This window comes from Cutibacterium sp. LaCa_286, assembly GCF_057198075.1.
Genome location: NZ_CP191091.1, coordinates 2041340 through 2059497 on the forward strand (window position 1 = coordinate 2041340; position 18158 = coordinate 2059497).

Annotated in this window: 12 protein-coding genes and 1 pseudogene; 9 read left to right on the forward strand and 4 right to left on the reverse strand. The window is 64.1% G+C overall.

From position 1 onward, the window contains the following. Positions 1-77: 77 nt before the first annotated feature. The 9 genes from ACP8JZ_RS08890 (at position 78) to ACP8JZ_RS08930 (ending at position 13379) form a co-directional block, all read left to right on the forward strand. Positions 78-1364 carry a TIGR04053 family radical SAM/SPASM domain-containing protein gene (locus ACP8JZ_RS08890; protein ID WP_323458414.1) on the forward strand — a complete coding sequence of 429 codons (1287 nt, stop codon included), beginning with the start codon at positions 78-80 and terminating at the stop codon, positions 1362-1364. A gap of 150 nt (positions 1365-1514) precedes the next feature. Beyond that, positions 1515-3959, forward strand: a complete 2445-nt coding sequence (locus ACP8JZ_RS08895; protein WP_484484255.1) for a bifunctional metallophosphatase/5'-nucleotidase — start codon at positions 1515-1517, stop codon at positions 3957-3959. A 755-nt stretch (positions 3960-4714) separates the two neighbouring features. Next, positions 4715-6049 (forward strand): aminotransferase class I/II-fold pyridoxal phosphate-dependent enzyme, encoded by a 1335-nt coding sequence (locus ACP8JZ_RS08900; protein WP_484482436.1) that lies wholly within the window; start codon positions 4715-4717, stop codon positions 6047-6049. Between the two features lie 153 nt (positions 6050-6202). Beyond that, on the forward strand, positions 6203-7399 hold the full coding sequence (metX, locus tag ACP8JZ_RS08905; protein ID WP_484482437.1) for a homoserine O-acetyltransferase MetX: 1197 nt from the start codon (positions 6203-6205) through the stop codon (positions 7397-7399). A gap of 207 nt (positions 7400-7606) precedes the next feature. Next, positions 7607-8065 carry a low molecular weight protein-tyrosine-phosphatase gene (locus ACP8JZ_RS08910; RefSeq protein ID WP_484482438.1) on the forward strand — a complete coding sequence of 153 codons (459 nt, stop codon included), beginning with the start codon at positions 7607-7609 and terminating at the stop codon, positions 8063-8065. Positions 8066-9143: 1078 nt separating this feature from the next. Then, positions 9144-10262 (forward strand): type 1 glutamine amidotransferase family protein, encoded by a 1119-nt coding sequence (locus ACP8JZ_RS08915; protein WP_484482439.1) that lies wholly within the window; start codon positions 9144-9146, stop codon positions 10260-10262. 29 nt (positions 10263-10291) lie between these two features. After that, the gene (locus ACP8JZ_RS08920; RefSeq protein ID WP_323459904.1) at positions 10292-10984 is read left to right on the forward strand and encodes a response regulator transcription factor; all 693 of its coding nucleotides are present in this window, start codon (positions 10292-10294) and stop codon (positions 10982-10984) included. A 56-nt stretch (positions 10985-11040) separates the two neighbouring features. Beyond that, on the forward strand, positions 11041-12465 hold the full coding sequence (locus ACP8JZ_RS08925; protein WP_306516671.1) for a sensor histidine kinase: 1425 nt from the start codon (positions 11041-11043) through the stop codon (positions 12463-12465). Positions 12466-13106: 641 nt separating this feature from the next. Continuing rightward, positions 13107-13379: a YciI family protein gene (locus ACP8JZ_RS08930; protein ID WP_023034583.1), complete on the forward strand. Its 273-nt coding sequence runs from the start codon at positions 13107-13109 to the stop codon at positions 13377-13379. 299 nt (positions 13380-13678) lie between these two features. Here the strand turns inward: ACP8JZ_RS08930 and ACP8JZ_RS08935 are convergent, their stop codons facing one another. The 4 genes and pseudogenes from ACP8JZ_RS08935 to ACP8JZ_RS08950 form a co-directional block, all read right to left on the reverse strand. After that, positions 13679-14518 carry an undecaprenyl-diphosphate phosphatase gene (locus ACP8JZ_RS08935; protein ID WP_306516672.1) on the reverse strand — a complete coding sequence of 280 codons (840 nt, stop codon included), beginning with the start codon at positions 14516-14518 and terminating at the stop codon, positions 13679-13681. 428 nt (positions 14519-14946) lie between these two features. Next, complete coding sequence (locus tag ACP8JZ_RS08940) at positions 14947-15519, reverse strand: 2'-5' RNA ligase family protein (protein ID WP_023034585.1); 573 nt, start codon at positions 15517-15519, stop codon at positions 14947-14949. A gap of 674 nt (positions 15520-16193) precedes the next feature. Then, positions 16194-16628 carry a siderophore-interacting protein gene (locus tag ACP8JZ_RS08945; RefSeq protein WP_484482841.1) on the reverse strand — a complete coding sequence of 145 codons (435 nt, stop codon included), beginning with the start codon at positions 16626-16628 and terminating at the stop codon, positions 16194-16196. Between the two features lie 66 nt (positions 16629-16694). Further along, positions 16695-17000, reverse strand: a pseudogene (locus ACP8JZ_RS08950) (siderophore-interacting protein); the annotation flags it as partial. Positions 17001-18158: the final 1158 nt, after the last annotated feature.

Consider the following 18158-nt stretch of genomic DNA (forward strand, 5'->3'; position numbering starts at 1 on the left):
TAGCCTTCCACAGGTGAGGAGTACCCAAACACCTGCCGATGAGCCAGTGGCCACCGACGTCCTGGAGGAGAAACTGCATGACTGAACTCGCGACACCCCGACACGGCTCCACCGGCCACCCCGAACACTCTGGTGGTCATCCTGGAGCTGCGGGAGGACATCCCGGTGGCCACCCGGGTGGGCATCCCGGCCACGGCCCGCTGGTGCGCGAGATCAAGCACGATCTCAACGACAAACCGTTCCTCGTCATCTGGGAGGTCACCCGGGCCTGTGCCTTGGTGTGCCAGCACTGCCGGGCCGAGGCCCAGCACCGTGCCGCCCCCGGGCAGCTCACCAACGCCGAGGGCCACGAGCTCATCGACCAGCTCACCAGCTACGAACGCCCCTACCCCATGCTCGTCCTCACTGGCGGCGACTGCTTCGAACGCCCCGACCTCGTCGATCTCATCGAGTACGCAGTTGGCAAGGGCCTGCACGTGTCGATCTCACCATCGGTGACGCCGCTGTTCACCCGCGAACGTGTCAAGGCGGTACAGGACGCCGGGGTGTCGGTGATGTCGATGTCGCTGGACGGTGGATCGGCCGAGACCCACGACGCCTTCCGTGGATTCCCGGGAACCTTCGATCGCACCATCGAGGCGTGCCACATGCTCAACGAGTTGGGCATGCGGTTCCAGCTCAACACGGTGTTCACCGCCAAGAACATCCACGAGGCACCCCAGATGCTCAAGAACGCCATCGACCTCGGGGCGTTCATGTTCTACACGTTCATGCTGGTGCCCACCGGCCGCGGCCAGCACCTCGACATGCTCACACCCCACGAGCGCGAGGACGTCCTGCACTGGCTGCACGACAACTCCACCCGTATCGCCATCAAGACGACCGAGGCACCGCAGTATCGCCGCATCGCCTTCCAGCGCGAGGCAGTACGGCAGGGCAAGGCTGCCCCGGCCAAGCACGGGGAGCTGTACCACTGGCTCACCAAGGAGACCCACGAGTTGCTCGGTGAGAACATCGAGGAGCCGCGTCCCCCACGCACCCCACTCGCCATCAACTCCGGATCGGGATTCGCGTTCATCGACCACACCGGCGACGTCTATCCGTCGGGGTTCCTGCCGATCCATTGTGGCTCGATCAAGGACACGCCGTTCCCACAGATCTACCGCGAGTCGGAGGTGTTCCGGGCACTGCGCAACCCGTCGGGGTTCGAGGGCAAGTGCGGGGCCTGCGAGTTCAACCACTTCTGTGGCGGATCCAGGTCCACGGCCTACGCCATGACCGGCAACTACTTGGCCTCCGACCCGTCGTGCGCCCACATCCCCGCGGGGTACACCGGCGAGCTGCCCGAGGGCATCGAGCGGTGATTCAGCCGCTGGTTCCGGGGGCGATCCGGCGCTTGAACTCTTGGTGACAATTTCCCCCGGGCCTTGCCACCAGGACTTCTCACGGGGTGAGATGGTGATGATGGTCCGTCACCCATGACGCGCCACCTCACCACCCCGGGAGAAGAACACATGATCAACATCCCGACGCACCGCATCGCGTTGTCGGCACTGTGCCTCACCGCGATGATCGGTTCGATCGCCGTGACGGGTCCGGCAGCAGGTGCCACCCCCAGCGAGTCGCCGAGTCCGAGTGAGTCCGCAACACCGAGTGGCGCGAGCACCCCCACCGGCAGCGCAGCCCCCACCGGATCTGCCAGCGCCGCTCCGTCAGCGAGCGCATCGGCCAGCAGCTCACCCAGCAAGGACGCCACCCCGTCGACCAGCGCCGCGACCGGCTCTGCCCAGGCCAGCAGCTCCCCGGCGACCTGCACCCCGGACTCCGACGTCACCGTCTTCAGCTTCAACGACTTCCACGGTCGTATCGGTGAGGCTGCCAAGCTCTTCACCCCCGTGCAGCAGGCCCGCACCGACAAGGGGGCCGACCACGTCCTGCTCACCTCGGCCGGCGACAACATCGGTGGATCGACATTCGAGTCCGGTTCCCAGGACGACAACCCGACGATCGACATCCTCAAGGACGCCGGTCTGGAGGCCTCGGCGGTGGGCAACCACGAGTTCGACAAGGGACTGACCGATCTCACCGAGCACGTCAACAAACGCATTGACGGGGATTTCCCATACCTGGGAGCCAACGTCTACAAGAAGGGCACCACGACCGTCACCGACGATCTCAGGGCCAGCACCGTCTTCACGAAGGGTGGGGTGCGTATCGGCGTGATCGGCGCCGTCACCAAGGACCTGCCCTCGCTGGTCTCCCCGGCCGGCATTGCCGACCTGACGATCGGCGATCCGGTCGAGGCCGTCAACGCCGAGGCCAGACGTCTCAAGTCCGAGCACCTGGCCGACGTCGTCGTCGCCTCGATCCATGAGGGTGCTGCCTCCGGTGGCGACTTCGCCCCTGCCAAGGTCAACGGCAACTTCGCCCCGATCTACAACAACCTGAGCACCGATGTGGACGTCACCTTCAACGGGCACACCCACCAGCTGTACTCATGGAAGGGACGCAACGGCGCACCGCTGCTGCAAGCCGCATCCTACGGCACCCACCTGGCCCAGGTGGACCTCGCCTACGACACCAGGAGTGCCCAGTTGTGCTCCACCGCCGCCAGGACGGTGCCGGCCCCCAAACAGGCCAACCTCGCCGACCCGGTGATCGCCAAGATCAACTCCGACACCGAGGCCGCCAGGAAGCAGGCCGACGTCATCGGTGCCAAGGTGATCGGCACGGCGACGGCGCCCATCACCACCGCCTCCGACGCGCAGGACTCGTCGTTCGGCTCCAGCGTGCGCAATCGCGAATCGGCCATGAGCAACATGGTTGCCCAGATGTTCAAGGACACCTTGGGCAAGGACGACCCGAACTTCATCGGCATCCAGAATCCCGGTGGCACCCGTGCCTCGTTGCAGTCCGGTGAGATCACCTACAAGGACGCCGCCCTCGTCCTGCCGTTCGCCAACTCGCTCATGACCACGAAGATCACCGGCGAGCAGTTCAAGCAGGTGCTCGAGGAACAGTGGCAGCACGACGAGAAGGGCCAAGTGCCCTCGCGCCCGTTCCTCTCCCTGGGGCTGTCGAACAACGTCTCCTACACCTACGACGAGAACCTGCCGGAGGGGCAGCGCATCACCAGCGTCTGGGTCAACGGCAAGCCGATCGGCCCGAAGGCCAGCTACACCGTGGGGTCCGGCTCGTTCCTCATCAACGGTGGCGACAACTTCCACACCCTCGCCAAGGGATCCAGGCCGGTCGACACCGGCAAGGTCGATCTGGACGCCTGGGTGAGCTGGATCAAGGATCAGGGCAAGCTCACCCCGTCCTTCGCCCGTCGCGGTGTGTCGGTCTCCGCCAAGCGCGTGAGCGACACCGCATTCTCGTTCACCTTTGGTCAGACCGCCGAGAAGGGCATCGCCCCCGACACCCTGGATCTCACCTCCAAGGGCGCCCCGACGAACACCAAGCTCGTCGCCCGCACCTCCCAGGATGCGAACGCCAAGGCCTTGGCCACCTTCGACGTCAAGGACGGTGTCGCTACCGGCACGATCGACTTCTCCAAGACCTCGCTGAAGTCCGGAACGCACGTCGTCTACTTCACCGCCGAGGAGTCTGGCACCGTCATCCCGGTGGAGGTGACCATCACCAGGGACGACGCCTCAACGCCCGAGCCAAGTGCCACGGCGGGCACCCCGAGCAGCAATCCCAGCCCGAGCGTCGACGTCACCCGGGGGCAGACGAGACGCCCGATGCAACCGGTGCAACTGCGACGCCCAGTGATTCCGCGACACCAAGCACAACGCCCAGCGCTGCTGCGGGTACCAGCGCCGCTGTGGGTGTGGAGTCGGGTGCTGGCGCCACCGGAACCATCCCGGGCAGCGACGTCACCTCCGCGGGAGCCACCCCTGCCCTGCCACGAACCGGCAACTGAGGTGGTCCAGAACCGACGTGTTTCGGACTGATCACATCGGTTGATCAGTTCATGACGGGGTCTCGGGAACGTTCCCGAGACCCCGCCATTGTTTTCTCGCGCACTCGCCCCGGTAGGTCAAGAATGATTGTGCTTACGTTCCCACCGGTGGGGCAGCTCTCCTCATTTCCACCTCACGGCGTGAACATTTTTCCCACCGCACGGCCACACGTGTCAGGACAATGCCCTGCCCCTCGCTCTGGCGTCAGAAATGTTCACCACACGTCAGTACTGTTCCCGGGGCGGGTTCGACCTGGCCACCGACTCATCGGGCGCCCACACCCCCGCGGGGGTACACCGACGAGAGCCCGAGGGGATCGACAGCTGAGTCGGATTCGCGATGGTAATTCCCGATCACCGTTGCCTTCCCGATCCCCGTGCGCTGAGCACATTGCAACGGGGGCGGTGGAACGTGCCGGCTCATCACCACGCCGCCATTGGCAGATGACATGGCCACACCCGCACCGTCGTGCCATCGCGTCGCACCGTGCGCGACCTCGATGATCAGCTCGGTGGCGGTGACAGGCTCAGACGATCTGGCCAGCCGACGCGTGGGTCCTCCCACCTGTGATCTTCCCAATCCATCGACCACCAGCGTCTGAAAACGGGTTTGGGCACAAACGATCATCATAGGATACCGCTGACCGAGGGCACCTCCTCACCACTTCCACATCGGGGAAAATCCATTGCGGGCCGACAATGGATTTTCTATGCTGCAGAAAAATTTTCCTACGCCCTCGAGGGGAAGTGAACATTGATATGACGTACCGTTACGACAATTCCGAGGTCGACCGGTGGGCCTTCGGCACCCGCTCCATTCACGCGGGTCAGCCCGTCGATGCAACAGGTGCCCGGAACATGCCGATCTACAACACGGCTTCCTACGTCTTTGACTCCTGCGAGAACGCCGCGAAGCGATTCAGCCTGGCGGAGGACGGCCCGATCTACACGCGTCTCAACAACCCCACCATCACCGCCCTCGAGGAGCGAATGGCGTCCCTGGAGGGCGGTAGCTGCGCCGTGGCGTTCGCCTCGGGCATGGCCGCGATCACGGCGACGGTTCTCAACCTCGCCAGCGCCGGTGACCACATCGTCTCCTCCCCGCGTCTGTACGGTGGCACCCTCACCCTGTTCGAGTTCACCCTGGCGAGACTGGGCATCGAGGTGACCTTCGTCGACGACCCCGACGACCCGCAGTCCTGGCGTGACGCCGTCCGCCCGAACACCAAGCTGTTCTTCGCCGAGAGCACCGCCAACCCGCTGGCCGACATCCTTGACGTCCCCGCGGTCGCCGCCGTCGCCCACGAGGAAAAGGTGCCCTTCGTCGTCGACAACACCGTCCCCACCGCGGCGCTCATCCGTCCGCTCGAGCTGGGGGCCGACGTCGTCGTGGTCTCGCTGACGAAGTTCTACACGGGCAACTCGACTGGCATCGGCGGCATCGCCATCGATGGCGGCACCTTTGACTGGACCGTCACCCGCGACGGACAGCCGATCTTCCCCGGCTTCGTCAACCCCGATCCGACGTACCACGGCATTGTGTACGCCGATCTGGGCGAGATGGCGTTCGGCGTGAAGCTGCGCGTGGGTGTCCTGCGCGACATCGGCGGCTGCCTGTCGCCGTTCAACGCCTGGGTCACCTTGCAGGGCCTCGACACCTTGGAGTTGCGGATACAGCGTCACTGCTCGAATGCCCTCAAGGTGGCGCAGTTCCTCGCCGATCAGCCGCAGGTGACGAAGGTCAACTATCCGGGTCTTCCGTCCTCGCCGTGGTACCCGGTCAAGGAGAAGCTCGGCCTCGACGGGGTCGGCGCAGTGTTGTCGTTCGACATCAAGGGTGGACGCAAGGAAGCTTGGGCCTTCATTGACGCGCTCAAGCTCCATTCCAACGTCGCGAACATCGGCGACAGCCGGTCCTTGGTGGTGCATCCGGCCACGACGACCCACGCGCAGTGCGACGAGCGCGGTCAGGAGATCGCCGGTATCACCGAGGCGACCATCCGACTCTCGATCGGTCTGGAGAGCCCCGAGGACATCATCGACGACCTCAAGCTCGGCTTCGCCGCACTATCACAGGCCTGATCACATCTCTTGTTGACGCCGTCCCTCCCGGGGCGGCGTCAACCTGCAACGTCCCACACCCATCCACGGCGTATCGCGTACGTCGTGGATGCCATGTGCCGCAACGCCCGCAGCACATGTATGTACACCATCCGCACACCCAGGAGAGGAGGCATGGTGATGAAGTATGTTCAACTCGGCGATTTCACGACGCAGGCCGGGGCCATCATCCCGCAGGTGAGGATTGCCTACGAGATGTGGGGGCAGCAGCGTGGGAACAACGTCATCCTCGTGGAGCACGCGCTCACCGGGGACGCCGACGCATGCTCCTGGTGGCCCGGGCTCATCGGGCCGGGTCTGGTCATCGACACCGACCGGTACTGCGTCATCTGCACCAACGTCCTGGGTGGATGTTCGGGATCGACGGGCCCCGGAACCCCAGCCCCTGACGGGCGGGCCTGGGGGTCGAGGTTCCCCGCTCTGTGCATTCGAGACATGGTGGCTGCCGAAAGGCAGCTCCTTGCGCTTCTGGGCATTGATGAGCTGCTGGGAGTTGTCGGGGGCTCGATGGGTGGCGCACGAGCCCTGGAGTGGGCGGCAATGTACCCCGAAATGGCTGGGTCGGCCTGCGTCATCGCGACCTCAGCGCGATCCTCGGCCTGGCAGATCGGTATCCAGACCGCCCAGATCTGCGCGGTCGAGACTGACCCCGACTGGCAGAACGGCGACTACTACGACACCGGACGCTGCCCCGACCGGGGCTTGGGGGCAGCGCGACGGATCGCCCACCTGACGTATCGGGGTGAGCGTGAGCTCGACGCCCGCTTCGGATCGGCTCCGCAGAAAGGTGAGGAACCGTTCAGCGCCTACCGCAGCTCGCAGGGACGCTTCGCCGTGGAGAGCTACCTCGACCACCAGGCCAGTAAGCTGCTCCAACGCTTCGACGCCGGCACATACGTCGCCCTCACCCACGCCGTCAATCGCCACGACGTCGGACGTGAGCGCGGCGGGGTCAAGGAGGCCCTCGCCTCGATCACCATCCCGGTGCTCGTGGCCGGAGTCGACACCGACCTGCTGTACCCCCTGCACCAGCAGGAGTTCCTCGCCGAGCATCTCGGCAACCCCATCGGTCTGGACACGATCGTCTCCCACGTGGGCCACGACGGCTTCCTCACCGAGACCGAACAACTCCAGGACGTGTTCACCCACTATCTCGGCACCGTCGACCTCAACGGCAGGGGCGAGCCACATCTCCTCCAGAGAGGGCTCCCGGATTGTGCAGTGCCGACGTGGGCAGCGCTCGGCCTTTCGCCGACGCATCCTCGGCAGAGTCCGTACGCTCGTGGACAGAAAGTGACTGCCAAAAAGTGACTGCCCGCCGACTCAGATGGATGGATCAGCGTCTCGCACACATCATGGGCACAATCCGCGTCCTCATTGACACCCGATTGGACAACCCCGCGTCGATGACACCAGATTGACAGCCCTGTGTCGATGTGGACAGCCCGTGTCGACGCGTGTGTCTGAGTGCCACTCTGGAGTTCCCCGTCAGTGCGCTGCATGTGGCATCGTGGGAGCATGAGCCTGCACGTCATCTTCGTCTGCCGAGGAAACATCTGCCGCTCTCCCATGGCCGAGCGCATCGCCCAGCGATTCTTCGCCGATGCCGGGCTGGACGTTGAGGTCACCAGTGCCGGGATCACCGACGAGGAGCACGCCAACCCGATGGATCCTCGGGCCCGCGCGGTGCTCAACCGCCGCGGCTACGACGTGCGCCCGCACACGGCCCACCAGATCAGTGCTGAGGAGATTCGCCGTGCCGATCTCGTCGTGGCAGCAGAGCCCTACCAGGTGCAGACCATGGCCCGCATGGCACCGTCGACGAGGAACATCGTCCTGTTGCGCGACTACGACCCCTCGGTGACACCCGGCACCCCACTGGATGATCCTTGGTTCGGCGACGCGTCAGGATTCGAGACCATCGCTGACCAGATCGAGGCGGCCATGCCCGGCCTTGTCGCAGCCATCAGGAAATGACCCCGGCACCGCGACCGTGCCCATACCTTCCGCATCCTGCACCAGGTGTCTCCCACACCCGGAACCAGGTTCTGCACCAGGAGCATGCCCGATCCGCACCAGAAGCATGCCCTGTCTGCGTCAAGAACATGCTCGGTGCGGTGACCACTGACGAAAAATGACAGCCCAGCCCCTGCGGGTAAATGATGTGCCCGAGGGGGGCCGGTGCTGTCAGAAATCGACACTCCCCCACCTGGTGCGACTTGCGGAAGACCTCAGTGACTTGCGAAAGACACGGCACGCGGGGATCTGGGAAGCACGGAATCCGTGTCGGCACGGACGGTGAAGTGTCCGCTGCGATGGCGAGAGCACGAGCCGAGGCCTACGAGGCCCCGCTGGGGGAAGACCTACAGGCGAGGCTCCGCTGAGGCGAGGGCCACAAGCGAGACTCTGGCTGAGGCAAAGTTCTGCCGAGGGAAGGCCCTACGAGCGAGAATCTGCTGAGAGACGTGGCCGAGAGGTACCTGTCAAAAATTGACAGGCCAAGCCCCTTCATGCACGTGGATTGCCTGAGTGGGGCCGCAACCGTCAAAAATTGCCATCCGATGCGAGCACTTCCATACCCGAGCCCCGAGACATTGCAAGCCCCGCCCCGACCTGCACAACGGGGCATCCCCTCAGCTATCCCCAGGAGCTGACACCAGCCCGATCCACGCAACGAGGACAACGAGGAGCCCCTCAGCACGTCCCCCGAAGCCCTCGACCCACGCAACGAGACAGTCACTCAGCACACATCCCCCGGAGCCCCGATGAGACACCGCCCCCGATCCACACACCGGGGCAGACGCACCAACACCACCGCACAGACACCGACGCCACCCGCACAAGCACACCAGCGTCACCTGCACAGAACCGGTGAGCAGAATCTGCAGCCACAGGGGAAATCTCCATGACATCCACCCACACCGTGGAGGGCACAGTGCCCATGCCGAGGAGGGCACGGGCAGAGATGCGCTGGCTGCCAAAAGTGCCGGTCGGTAAGCAGCTGCCGCGAGCGTCGAAACGGCCTGTGACGCCGATCCCGGCTAGGCTGTGTCCCATGAGTCTGTTCTTGGTCGGCGGCCCCCATGACGCATCGTTGCAGCAGGTCTATGACGAGTTCATCGACGAGGCTCGCCCACATGGTGATCGTGTCGGAATCGCCGTCACCGGGCCGGCTGAGCAGAACCAGCAGAAGATGGCGGAGCTCAGCCAGATCGTGAGCTCCCGATGGCCTCAAGCCACCATCGTCCCTATTCACCTGGATGGCCCGGGAACCTCATCCATCGTTGACGGCGTGCCCACCTGGCCGGAGAACCCCCAGTACGAGCTTCCCGCCGATCTCGACCAGTTGGCAGGAATCATCGTCGGCGGCGGCTGGGTACCCGGCTATCTTGCCGGGCTGGGGCCAGCGGCCGAGCAGCTCTCCCGGATGGTGCGCAGCGGCGCCCCGTGGCTGGGGTTCTCGGGCGGAGCGATGATCTGCTCGTGCTCCACCCTGGCCGGAGGATGGCGTCTGGATGGGCGTCAGATTGGCCCCGAGGCCGGTTCGAGGGGGTTCGAGGACCTCACGATCGTCGAGGGTCTGGGGTTCATCGGTCTGACGGTGAGCACCCATCTTGACCAGTTGAGTCCCGAAGGGGTGCTCGTCAGCGCGATTGAGTCCGGTCATCTGGGCTCGGCCGTGTCCATCGACGAGAAAACCTGTCTGGTGGTGCACCATTCCTCGGGTCGGTGCCACGTCATGGGCAGTGGGATCGTGCGATGGTTCACCCCCCAGGCGGACGGCGTGTTGGTACGCACCGAGCATGGCCAGGCTCCCAAGACCACCACGTCGCACACTCCGGCACCACCCCGATTCGACGGTCTCGCCAAGGTTGCCGCCGCATCCCGACGGGCTGCTCGGCAAGCCGCCAAGGTGCACGAGGCTGCCACCGAGACCGCCGACACGAAGAGCTCCACACCAACCCAGCGGAACTCACCGAAAGCGACGAGCAAGAACCGAGCACACACCAAAAAAGGCTCAAGCGCCGCCAGCGCCCCGGCCTCGACTGCCGCCGAGAACCCCACTGCACCGGAGGCCCCCGATGCGTCTCGGGCCGGTGATGCTGGGAACGGCACCGCACCCGATGTGCCCACGTCCCCAGTCGGCGGCCCTGGCGCAACCATCGAGAGCTGAAACCATCGGTAGGAGGTGCGGACATGGCAATGACGATTCTGGTGGTCGACGATGATCGTGCGGTACGCGAGTCCCTGGCACGATCCCTGCAGTACAGCGGGTACGGCGTCGAGACGACCGAGGACGGGGTGGAAGCCTTGGCCTGGCTGTCCGGCAACCATCCCGACGCCGTCATCATGGACGTCATGATGCCCCGGCTCGACGGCCTGGAGACCACGCGAATGCTGCGCGACAACGGCAATGACGTCCCCATCCTCATCCTCACCGCCCGTGACGCCGTCGGCGACCGGGTGGACGGACTCGACGCCGGCGCGGACGACTACATGGTCAAACCCTTCGCCCTGGACGAACTGCTCGCTCGGTTGCGCGCACTCACCCGCCGCTCCCGCAACGAGAGCGAGCATGAACCCGACACCGAGACACTCACCTTCGCCAATCTGCGCATGAACCCACAGACCCGAGAGGTCACCCGTGCCGGGCGCAGGATCTCCCTGACCCGAACCGAATTCGCGCTGCTCGCCGTCTTCATGCAGAACCCGGAGAAGGTGTTGGAGCGATCCTGGCTGTTGCACGAGGTGTGGGGATTCGACTTCCCGACCACGGCGAACTCCCTGGAGGTCTACATCGGCTACCTGCGCCGCAAGACCGAGCAGAACGGTGAGCCCCGGCTCATCCACACCGTCCGCGGAGTCGGCTACGTCATGCGGGAAGCGACTTCGTGATTCGCCGCTGGTGGATGCGACTGCGAGCTTGGCACCCACGCACGAGGACAGTCCGAATGACGGTGGGGCGACGTGTCGCCCTGCTCGTCTCCCTGAGCGTGGCGCTCTCGGTGATTGCCATGGGAGTCGCCGCCTACATCACCACCCGCATCACGCTGTTCAACAAACTTGACTCCCAACTCACGCGGATCGCCAGCACCGTCTCCGGGCCGATCCAGGTCGACATGAAGAACCTCGACGGTGTGGGCTCCCGCTCGGTCGACGTCACCGACGAGGTCATCGTCAACCTGGTACGGGCCGACAACTCCATCACAGCCGTGTCAGGAACCAACCGGACCGTCGTCACCGAACCCAGTGAACTCGCTGTTGCCCGACTGGGTTGGGGAATCAGTTCGCGCACCGGCGTGGATTCGCAGAACGAGCCGATCCGCATCGTCGCCGTACCCCTGAGCATCGACCGGGGCAATTCCGACCCCGTTGAGCACTACGCCCTGGTCATCGGAGAACCATTGGACACCACATATGGTGTGCTGCAGTCATTGTGGATCATCCTCATCGTCGCCGGAGCGGTGGGGGTCATTGCCACCACGCTCACCGGACTGTGGGCTGCCAACAACACCATCCGCCCCATCCGTGATCTTTCGAGGGCCGTGCACGAGGTGGCCGAGACCGGCGAGATCACCCCGATCAAGGTGCACTCCGACGACGAGCTGGGCGAGCTGGCCGCCTCGGTCAACGTCATGCTGACGAACCTGGAGAAGTCGCGGGAGCGCCAGAAACGTCTCATCGGTGACGCCTCCCACGAGCTGCGCACCCCCCTCACCTCAATGCGCACCAACGTCGAGCTGCTGCTGGCCGATCAGAAGACCGGAATGCTTCCCGAGCAGGCACGCGGCGAGATCCTCACCGACATTGCCGCCCAACTCGGGGAGTTCTCCTCACTCATCGGCGACCTCGTGCAGCTCTCCCGTGAGGACGCCCCACCACCCCGTCCAGAGATCATGGATCTGGCCGATGTGGTGGCCAGAGCCGTCCAGCGGGCGAAACGCCGCGGCCCCACGATGGTTTTCGACGTGCAGACCGAGTCGCAGCTGGTGCTCGGCGACTCGCAGGCCATCGAGCGGTCCGTGACGAATCTGCTCGACAATGCCGTGAAGTTCTCACCGAGTGGGGGCAGGATCACCGTGCGCATGGCAGACGAGACGATCACCGTGGCCGACGAGGGGCCGGGCATCAGCGACGAGGACCTGCCTCACATCTTCGACCGATTCTACCGATCCGACCAGTCCCGCAACACCCCGGGCACCGGACTCGGGCTGTCGATCGTGGCCCACACCGTCAACTCCCACGGCGGATGGATCAAGGCTTCCCGGGCCCCTGGCGGTGGTGCCCTGTTCACCATGCACCTGCCCACCGTCGATCCGGACGACGTCGCCGGGAATGAGTCGGCAGGCAGTGAGTCGCTGCTCACATCGGAGTAATCCACCGTTTCCACCGTCTGTTCCCAGGTTGTACACAGCTGGGTTGTGGATAACCTGTCTGGCTGGGGAAAACACATCGGTGTCATTCCACAACCGCGACATGACGCGGTTTTTCAGCACAGTATGCCACCACGAACGAACCTTGCCACGCCGCGCTCCATCGCCGTTGTCCCCACGTTCCGAAAAGTTATCCACAGGAAGGCGATGGTTGTGGAGTACTTTCCCACACCCCTGACACCGGTCCGATCTGGCCCGTTCCGATCTGGCCCGGTCCGATCTGGCTGGTATCGATCCGAAGACGGACTGGTGCCGATCAGATCGGCTTGGTCCCGATCCAGGACGGACTGATACCGATCTGACCTGGTCCGATCAGGTCGACACACCATCCGCTCACGAGCGACGGGAGGCATGGGGACAACAGGTGCCACCTGGTGCCAGCCAGCCCACCTCGGCGTGTCCTGACGGGTCACGTGATGGGGATCGTAGGAACTTCCCGACGCGGCTGCCTCGGTGACGCGGAGAGAGCCCCGTCACCATGTGCCGCACACCAATGAGATTCCCGGTACGCCACAGCCACAGAATCGTCATCATGAATCGATCAATTCCCCGCGTACCTGGACGCGCGGCGCTACGCTGTCGCCATGTCAGCTTTCATTGTCGAAACTCGCTACGATCCCGCGCACGAGGAAGAGCGCCTGGCGATCCGTCCCCAGCACCTGCAATACCTTGACGGCCTCATGGAACGCCACCAGCTGGCCAACGCCGGCCCCTTGGCGGACGGTACTGGCGCCGTGCTCGTCTACCTCGCCAAGGACCGCGCAGAACTCGACCAGCTCATGGCCCCCGACCCCTACCCGGCAGACGCCGTCCGCGTGGTCAGCGTACGTGAATGGCGGACGAACTTCCCGTTCTGAGCCTCGACCCGTGCTGGGTGACAACGTCGTCGCCCAGCAGGGGTGACCAAGCACCCCCGAGATATCGCCCGGCCGCAGAAGAATCCCCCCGAGTTGGCCCTGCTCACAACCTCACGGAGGCCCAGAAGCCTTGGACGAGCGTCGCCTTGGGCAGCAAGCCCTCCGTGCCACTGTCCACCGGTAAGTGCGACGATGTGCAGACCGGCGGTCAGACTCAAATCGTGCGTCCGCACCATCTGGACCAAGTCACCAGATGCGTCTACAGGCGTCATGCCGGGGGTCTTGGGCCCTCGTCTCGATCAGGCGCTCACCACATTGGTGGCCAGCAGCACGATCATGAGCGCACCCAACCCCACTCGGTACCAGATGAACCCGGTGAACTTGTTCGACGAGACGAACTTCAACAGCCAGGCGATGGAGACGTAGGCCACCAAGAGCGACACGACAGTGGCGACGATCGCCGGTCCCCAGCCGATCGAGGAGTGCGCGATGTCCCCGGAAGCCCCGATCGCCTCGTAGATCCCGGCGGCGACCAAGGCCGGGATGCCCATGAAGAACGACAACCGGGTGGCCGTCGGACGGTCGAACCGGCGGAACAGGCCCGCCGAGATCGTCGCCCCGGATCGTGAGATACCAGGGAACAGCGGGGCCAGCGCCTGGAAGCATCCGATGATGACGGCATCGACCAGTGACACCTGCTTCATGCCGCGATCGAGATCGGTACGACGATCAGCCACCCACATGACGCCCGACCAGATGACGAGTGCCCCGGCAACAACCCACAGTGACGACAACGTCGTCTCGATCGCGCCCTTGAACACCAGCCCGACGATCGCCACCGGGATGGAGCCGATGATGATCCCCCACCCCAAGGTGTAGTCGGGATCCTCGCGAGCCGACGTGTTGGCCAGCCCCTTGCACCAGGCGACGACGATCCGCACGATGTCGGACCAGAAGTACACGATCGCGGCAAGAATCGCCCCCACCTGGATGATGGCGGTGAATGCGGTGATCCCCGCCCCCTGAATGTCGTAGCCGAGCAGCTTCTCGACGATCCTCAGGTGGCCGGTGCTCGACACCGGCAGAAACTCGGTGATTCCCTCGACGATGCCGAGGATGACGGCGTGGAGCCAGTTCACTGTCCAACCTTTCATCAGCCAACGCGCGGGTGGGCACGCGCCCGGCCAGTGTACGTGACTGGCTCAAACCTGCTGCGATCTCGTGTGACCGTTTGATGATGGCCTGCAGTGATGACGCGCGTTCCTCGCTACGCAGCCAGCTCCACGTCACGGCGCTGCACGGCCCTTGCCCAGACGCACCCGATCCACGCCACCGCCGACAGACGCTGATACCAAGCTGCAGAACGCCTCTCCCGGATCTGCTGACCAGCTGCGCCGTTCACACCGGATCGCCCCGTGCCATCGCTACAGCTCTGGGCACTGACCAGCTGCGCCAGACACTCACCGGACCGTCTCGTGGCAATCAGCTCGCTCAGGGCGCCGACCGGCCCCTGCCCAGACACACCCCACCGTCTCGTGTCACCAGTTCACTCTGGTCGCCGACCAGCTCACAATTTCATCACCGTCGTGGATCGGTAGTGGTCCGGACCGACCTGCCACAAGGTGAGCGAGTCGACCCCGACCCGCATCGGAACCCACTCCTGCAGAAGAAGGGCAGCCTCGTCCAGACGTTCGGCGGGCACCCCGTACCCAAGGGTGACGTGCGGGTGCCAGCGCCCCGGAGCGTAGTAGTTGAAAGTCGTCACACCAGTCCCAGCGAGCCGTTCATGGAGCAGCCGGTGTGGCCTGGCAAGCGATTCGTCTGCCCGGTTCGCGGCGATACTCGGCGGGGCGTCTGGCGGATGTGGACACAGTGACACGACATTCTGGGAGTTCGGAAGCTGGCAGGCTGCGTTGAGGATGACGTCACGCGGCCACTCGTCCCCAGCCACCTCGGCGGTGATTCCCTCGATGCGGTCAACGCAGGTGAGGGTGATGTGTGCAGGCTGATCGATCACCGGCAGCCCGTGAGCACGCATCTGTTCGCGAATGTGGCAGACGGTGCGCTGCGCAGCCTCATCCAGGACGAGGGACATGACATGAGTGAACACGACGTCGCTCTGCCAGTCATCCGTCGGCATTCGCCCTCCATCACCCTGTTGCATCATCCACAGCACTCAGCCTCGCACAGGTGTGGATCCCGTGGCTGGCCGGTGTGGACAGCACCACCGCCATCAGCGAGATACCCGCAGCGGTGGATCCCATAACCGATCGATACGGACAGCACCGGCACTTTCTGATCTGCGAACTCCATTTCCAGCGCAGGAGACCGTACCATGCCTCGGCGGCGTTGCGCCCAGACGCACCCGAGAACCTCACTGTGCGGTCCGGGCAGATGAGCAACTGGGCAATTGACGATCACCACCGAGCCCCTGTCATCCGCACCGTGACGATTTTTGACGGCTCACAGCATGATCGGGAAGATGCATGCCTCTATCCCGCCTGTGGCGGGAAATTTCGCACGGGCACCTGTGTAGTGACGCGTGGGAGCACACGGGGCTGGTAGTGGCAGATCCAGCGCACGTGCTGCCCGTGACAGCGCCGCACGTCTACTGCATCCAGATGCCTGGTTCGAGCCTTGGAAGGCTGTCCGGCAACCCGTGGTGACAAAAATGTCAGCCGAGACGAAAGCGCGGCACGAAAAGGCATGACACCCCGGTAGTCGGAGCACGGCAGCCGGATCGACACACCGACACCGGATCGCTGGTGGGCAAGACCCGATCGAGGATGTCGCGTATGCCCGACACCGAGCAGCTCAGTCGCCGGACTCGGCCTCCATTGACTGGTTGAAATCCTTCTTGATGGCTCGCCATCCGTCGGCGTCCCGCCCGGCGAACCAGTATGCGGACAGGTGCACGTGATCCTTGGTGAGATTGCGCTGGAGACGCAGATGGCGCCGCACCGAACGGACCATTGTTGCCTCACCGTGGACGAAAGCATGGACGTCATCCGGGAGTTCGAGTTCCCGCACGGTTGACATGACACTGGCAGGGTCGTGGGATCCATCAGGGCTTCGAGGGACTCGAACGACTGTGAACCGCTCGTCGGCAGTCAGGGGGTAGTCATGGTGTCCCCCAGCCAGAACGACGGTTGCCGCAGCGGATCTTGGCAGGACAGCCAGGGTATTCGCAACCGCTGGTAGCGCGACGGCATCGGCGACGACCAGCAGATGGGTGAGATCATCGGGCATCTGCCAGTGGCCCCCGGGGCCACGCACCACAACCTCGTCGCCCGGCTGGACAGTTCTCGACCACTGGGTTCCAGGGCCATCGTGGGCCGCAGCACCAGTTTCAGGGCCAAACTGCAACACATCGATACCCCACCTGCCATCCTCGAACCATCGACGGCGAGTGTACGTACGCAGCAGCGGCTGGGAGACAGAATCGTCGTCATGGCGACGATCGGAGCGATCAGGTGGCAGAACCACCTTCACGTGGTCATCGACCGAGGTGATGGGTGGCATGCCGCACGGCTCGAAGTCGATCGAGATGACGTGTGGGATCTCGTGGCGGACGTCGTGAACCCGCACCAGGCGCTGTTCCTTTGACATGGACGAGAGCATACCTAAATTTCGCAACGAATCGTTATCAAAAATTGACGTGGTCTTGCACCACCTCTGCACGAACCCCCACAACGAGCACAAGCCCCACAACGACTCTTCACAAAACTGTCAGTTCCCCTGGGGCTCAGTCACTCACATGTCTGGGGCACCGCCGGAGCGTCAAAAATTGTCAGCGGCGTGCTCCCACGGGACGGCAGTGTGAAGTGCCTCGTCCCTGGACAGACTGCTACGTCCTTGGGACGGTACCCCTCCCCTGTCGCACCACCCGCAGAACAGTCGCCACACCACCCGCAGAACAGTAAAACGGGCCCTTGGAACGGCAGCGGTGATAGCCAACACCAGAGGTGTCAAAAACATCACCCCACGGCAGATGGGGTCACGCGAACTACGCCACCGAGCCCCGAGTGACAAAATTGTCGACTCCCCTTGGTCATGACGCGGGAACGCCTCGGTGGCGGTGCCGACAACACTCGGGAAGCTCAAAATCAGGTACTGGGATTCCGGAGTCAAGCTGGGGTGCCGGGGTCACCGGATTCAAGACTGAGGTTCCGGGTCCAAGTCGGCGGGGACTTCGTCGTCGGAAACCCAGTTCCGACACGCAAGCGCCCACATCTCTCGGGGAGTGTCAAAAATTGTCAGTCTCCCCAGTGTCAGACCACCAGCGCCAGGCCATGAGCGTCATACCCGCGGTACGTCAAGATTCTGATGAAGAGCCTCGTCCCGAAAAGCCCCTCCTGATGGATGCCTCAAGAAAGTGGTTCCTCCCCGCAGTCCCCGATGTGGGCTACAGAATGTGGGCTGCAGGGAGGAACCACCACCTCAACCGAGAAGTCCACATTGCGAAGGCGAGTGACGATGTGACAAAAATGTCAACTCCGGGGAGACGAAGCAACAGAGATTCCCCAACCAGTGATGCATCGTCAGAAAAGTTCCAGACCACGGGTCATGCCAGAATCCGTCAGCCATGGGATCACCGAGACTGCACCAGCCGTCACGAGACATGACTGAGTGGTGCGCGAGATTAAGCAGAAGTCTCGCAACAAGATCACCCACTGATTGCGCGATCATTCGGTAGCCGACGAGGTGATTACCACGGCTGGCCCCAACGAAGTGACCACCACGACCAGATCCCGACGACCACCACGGCCGTATCCCGTC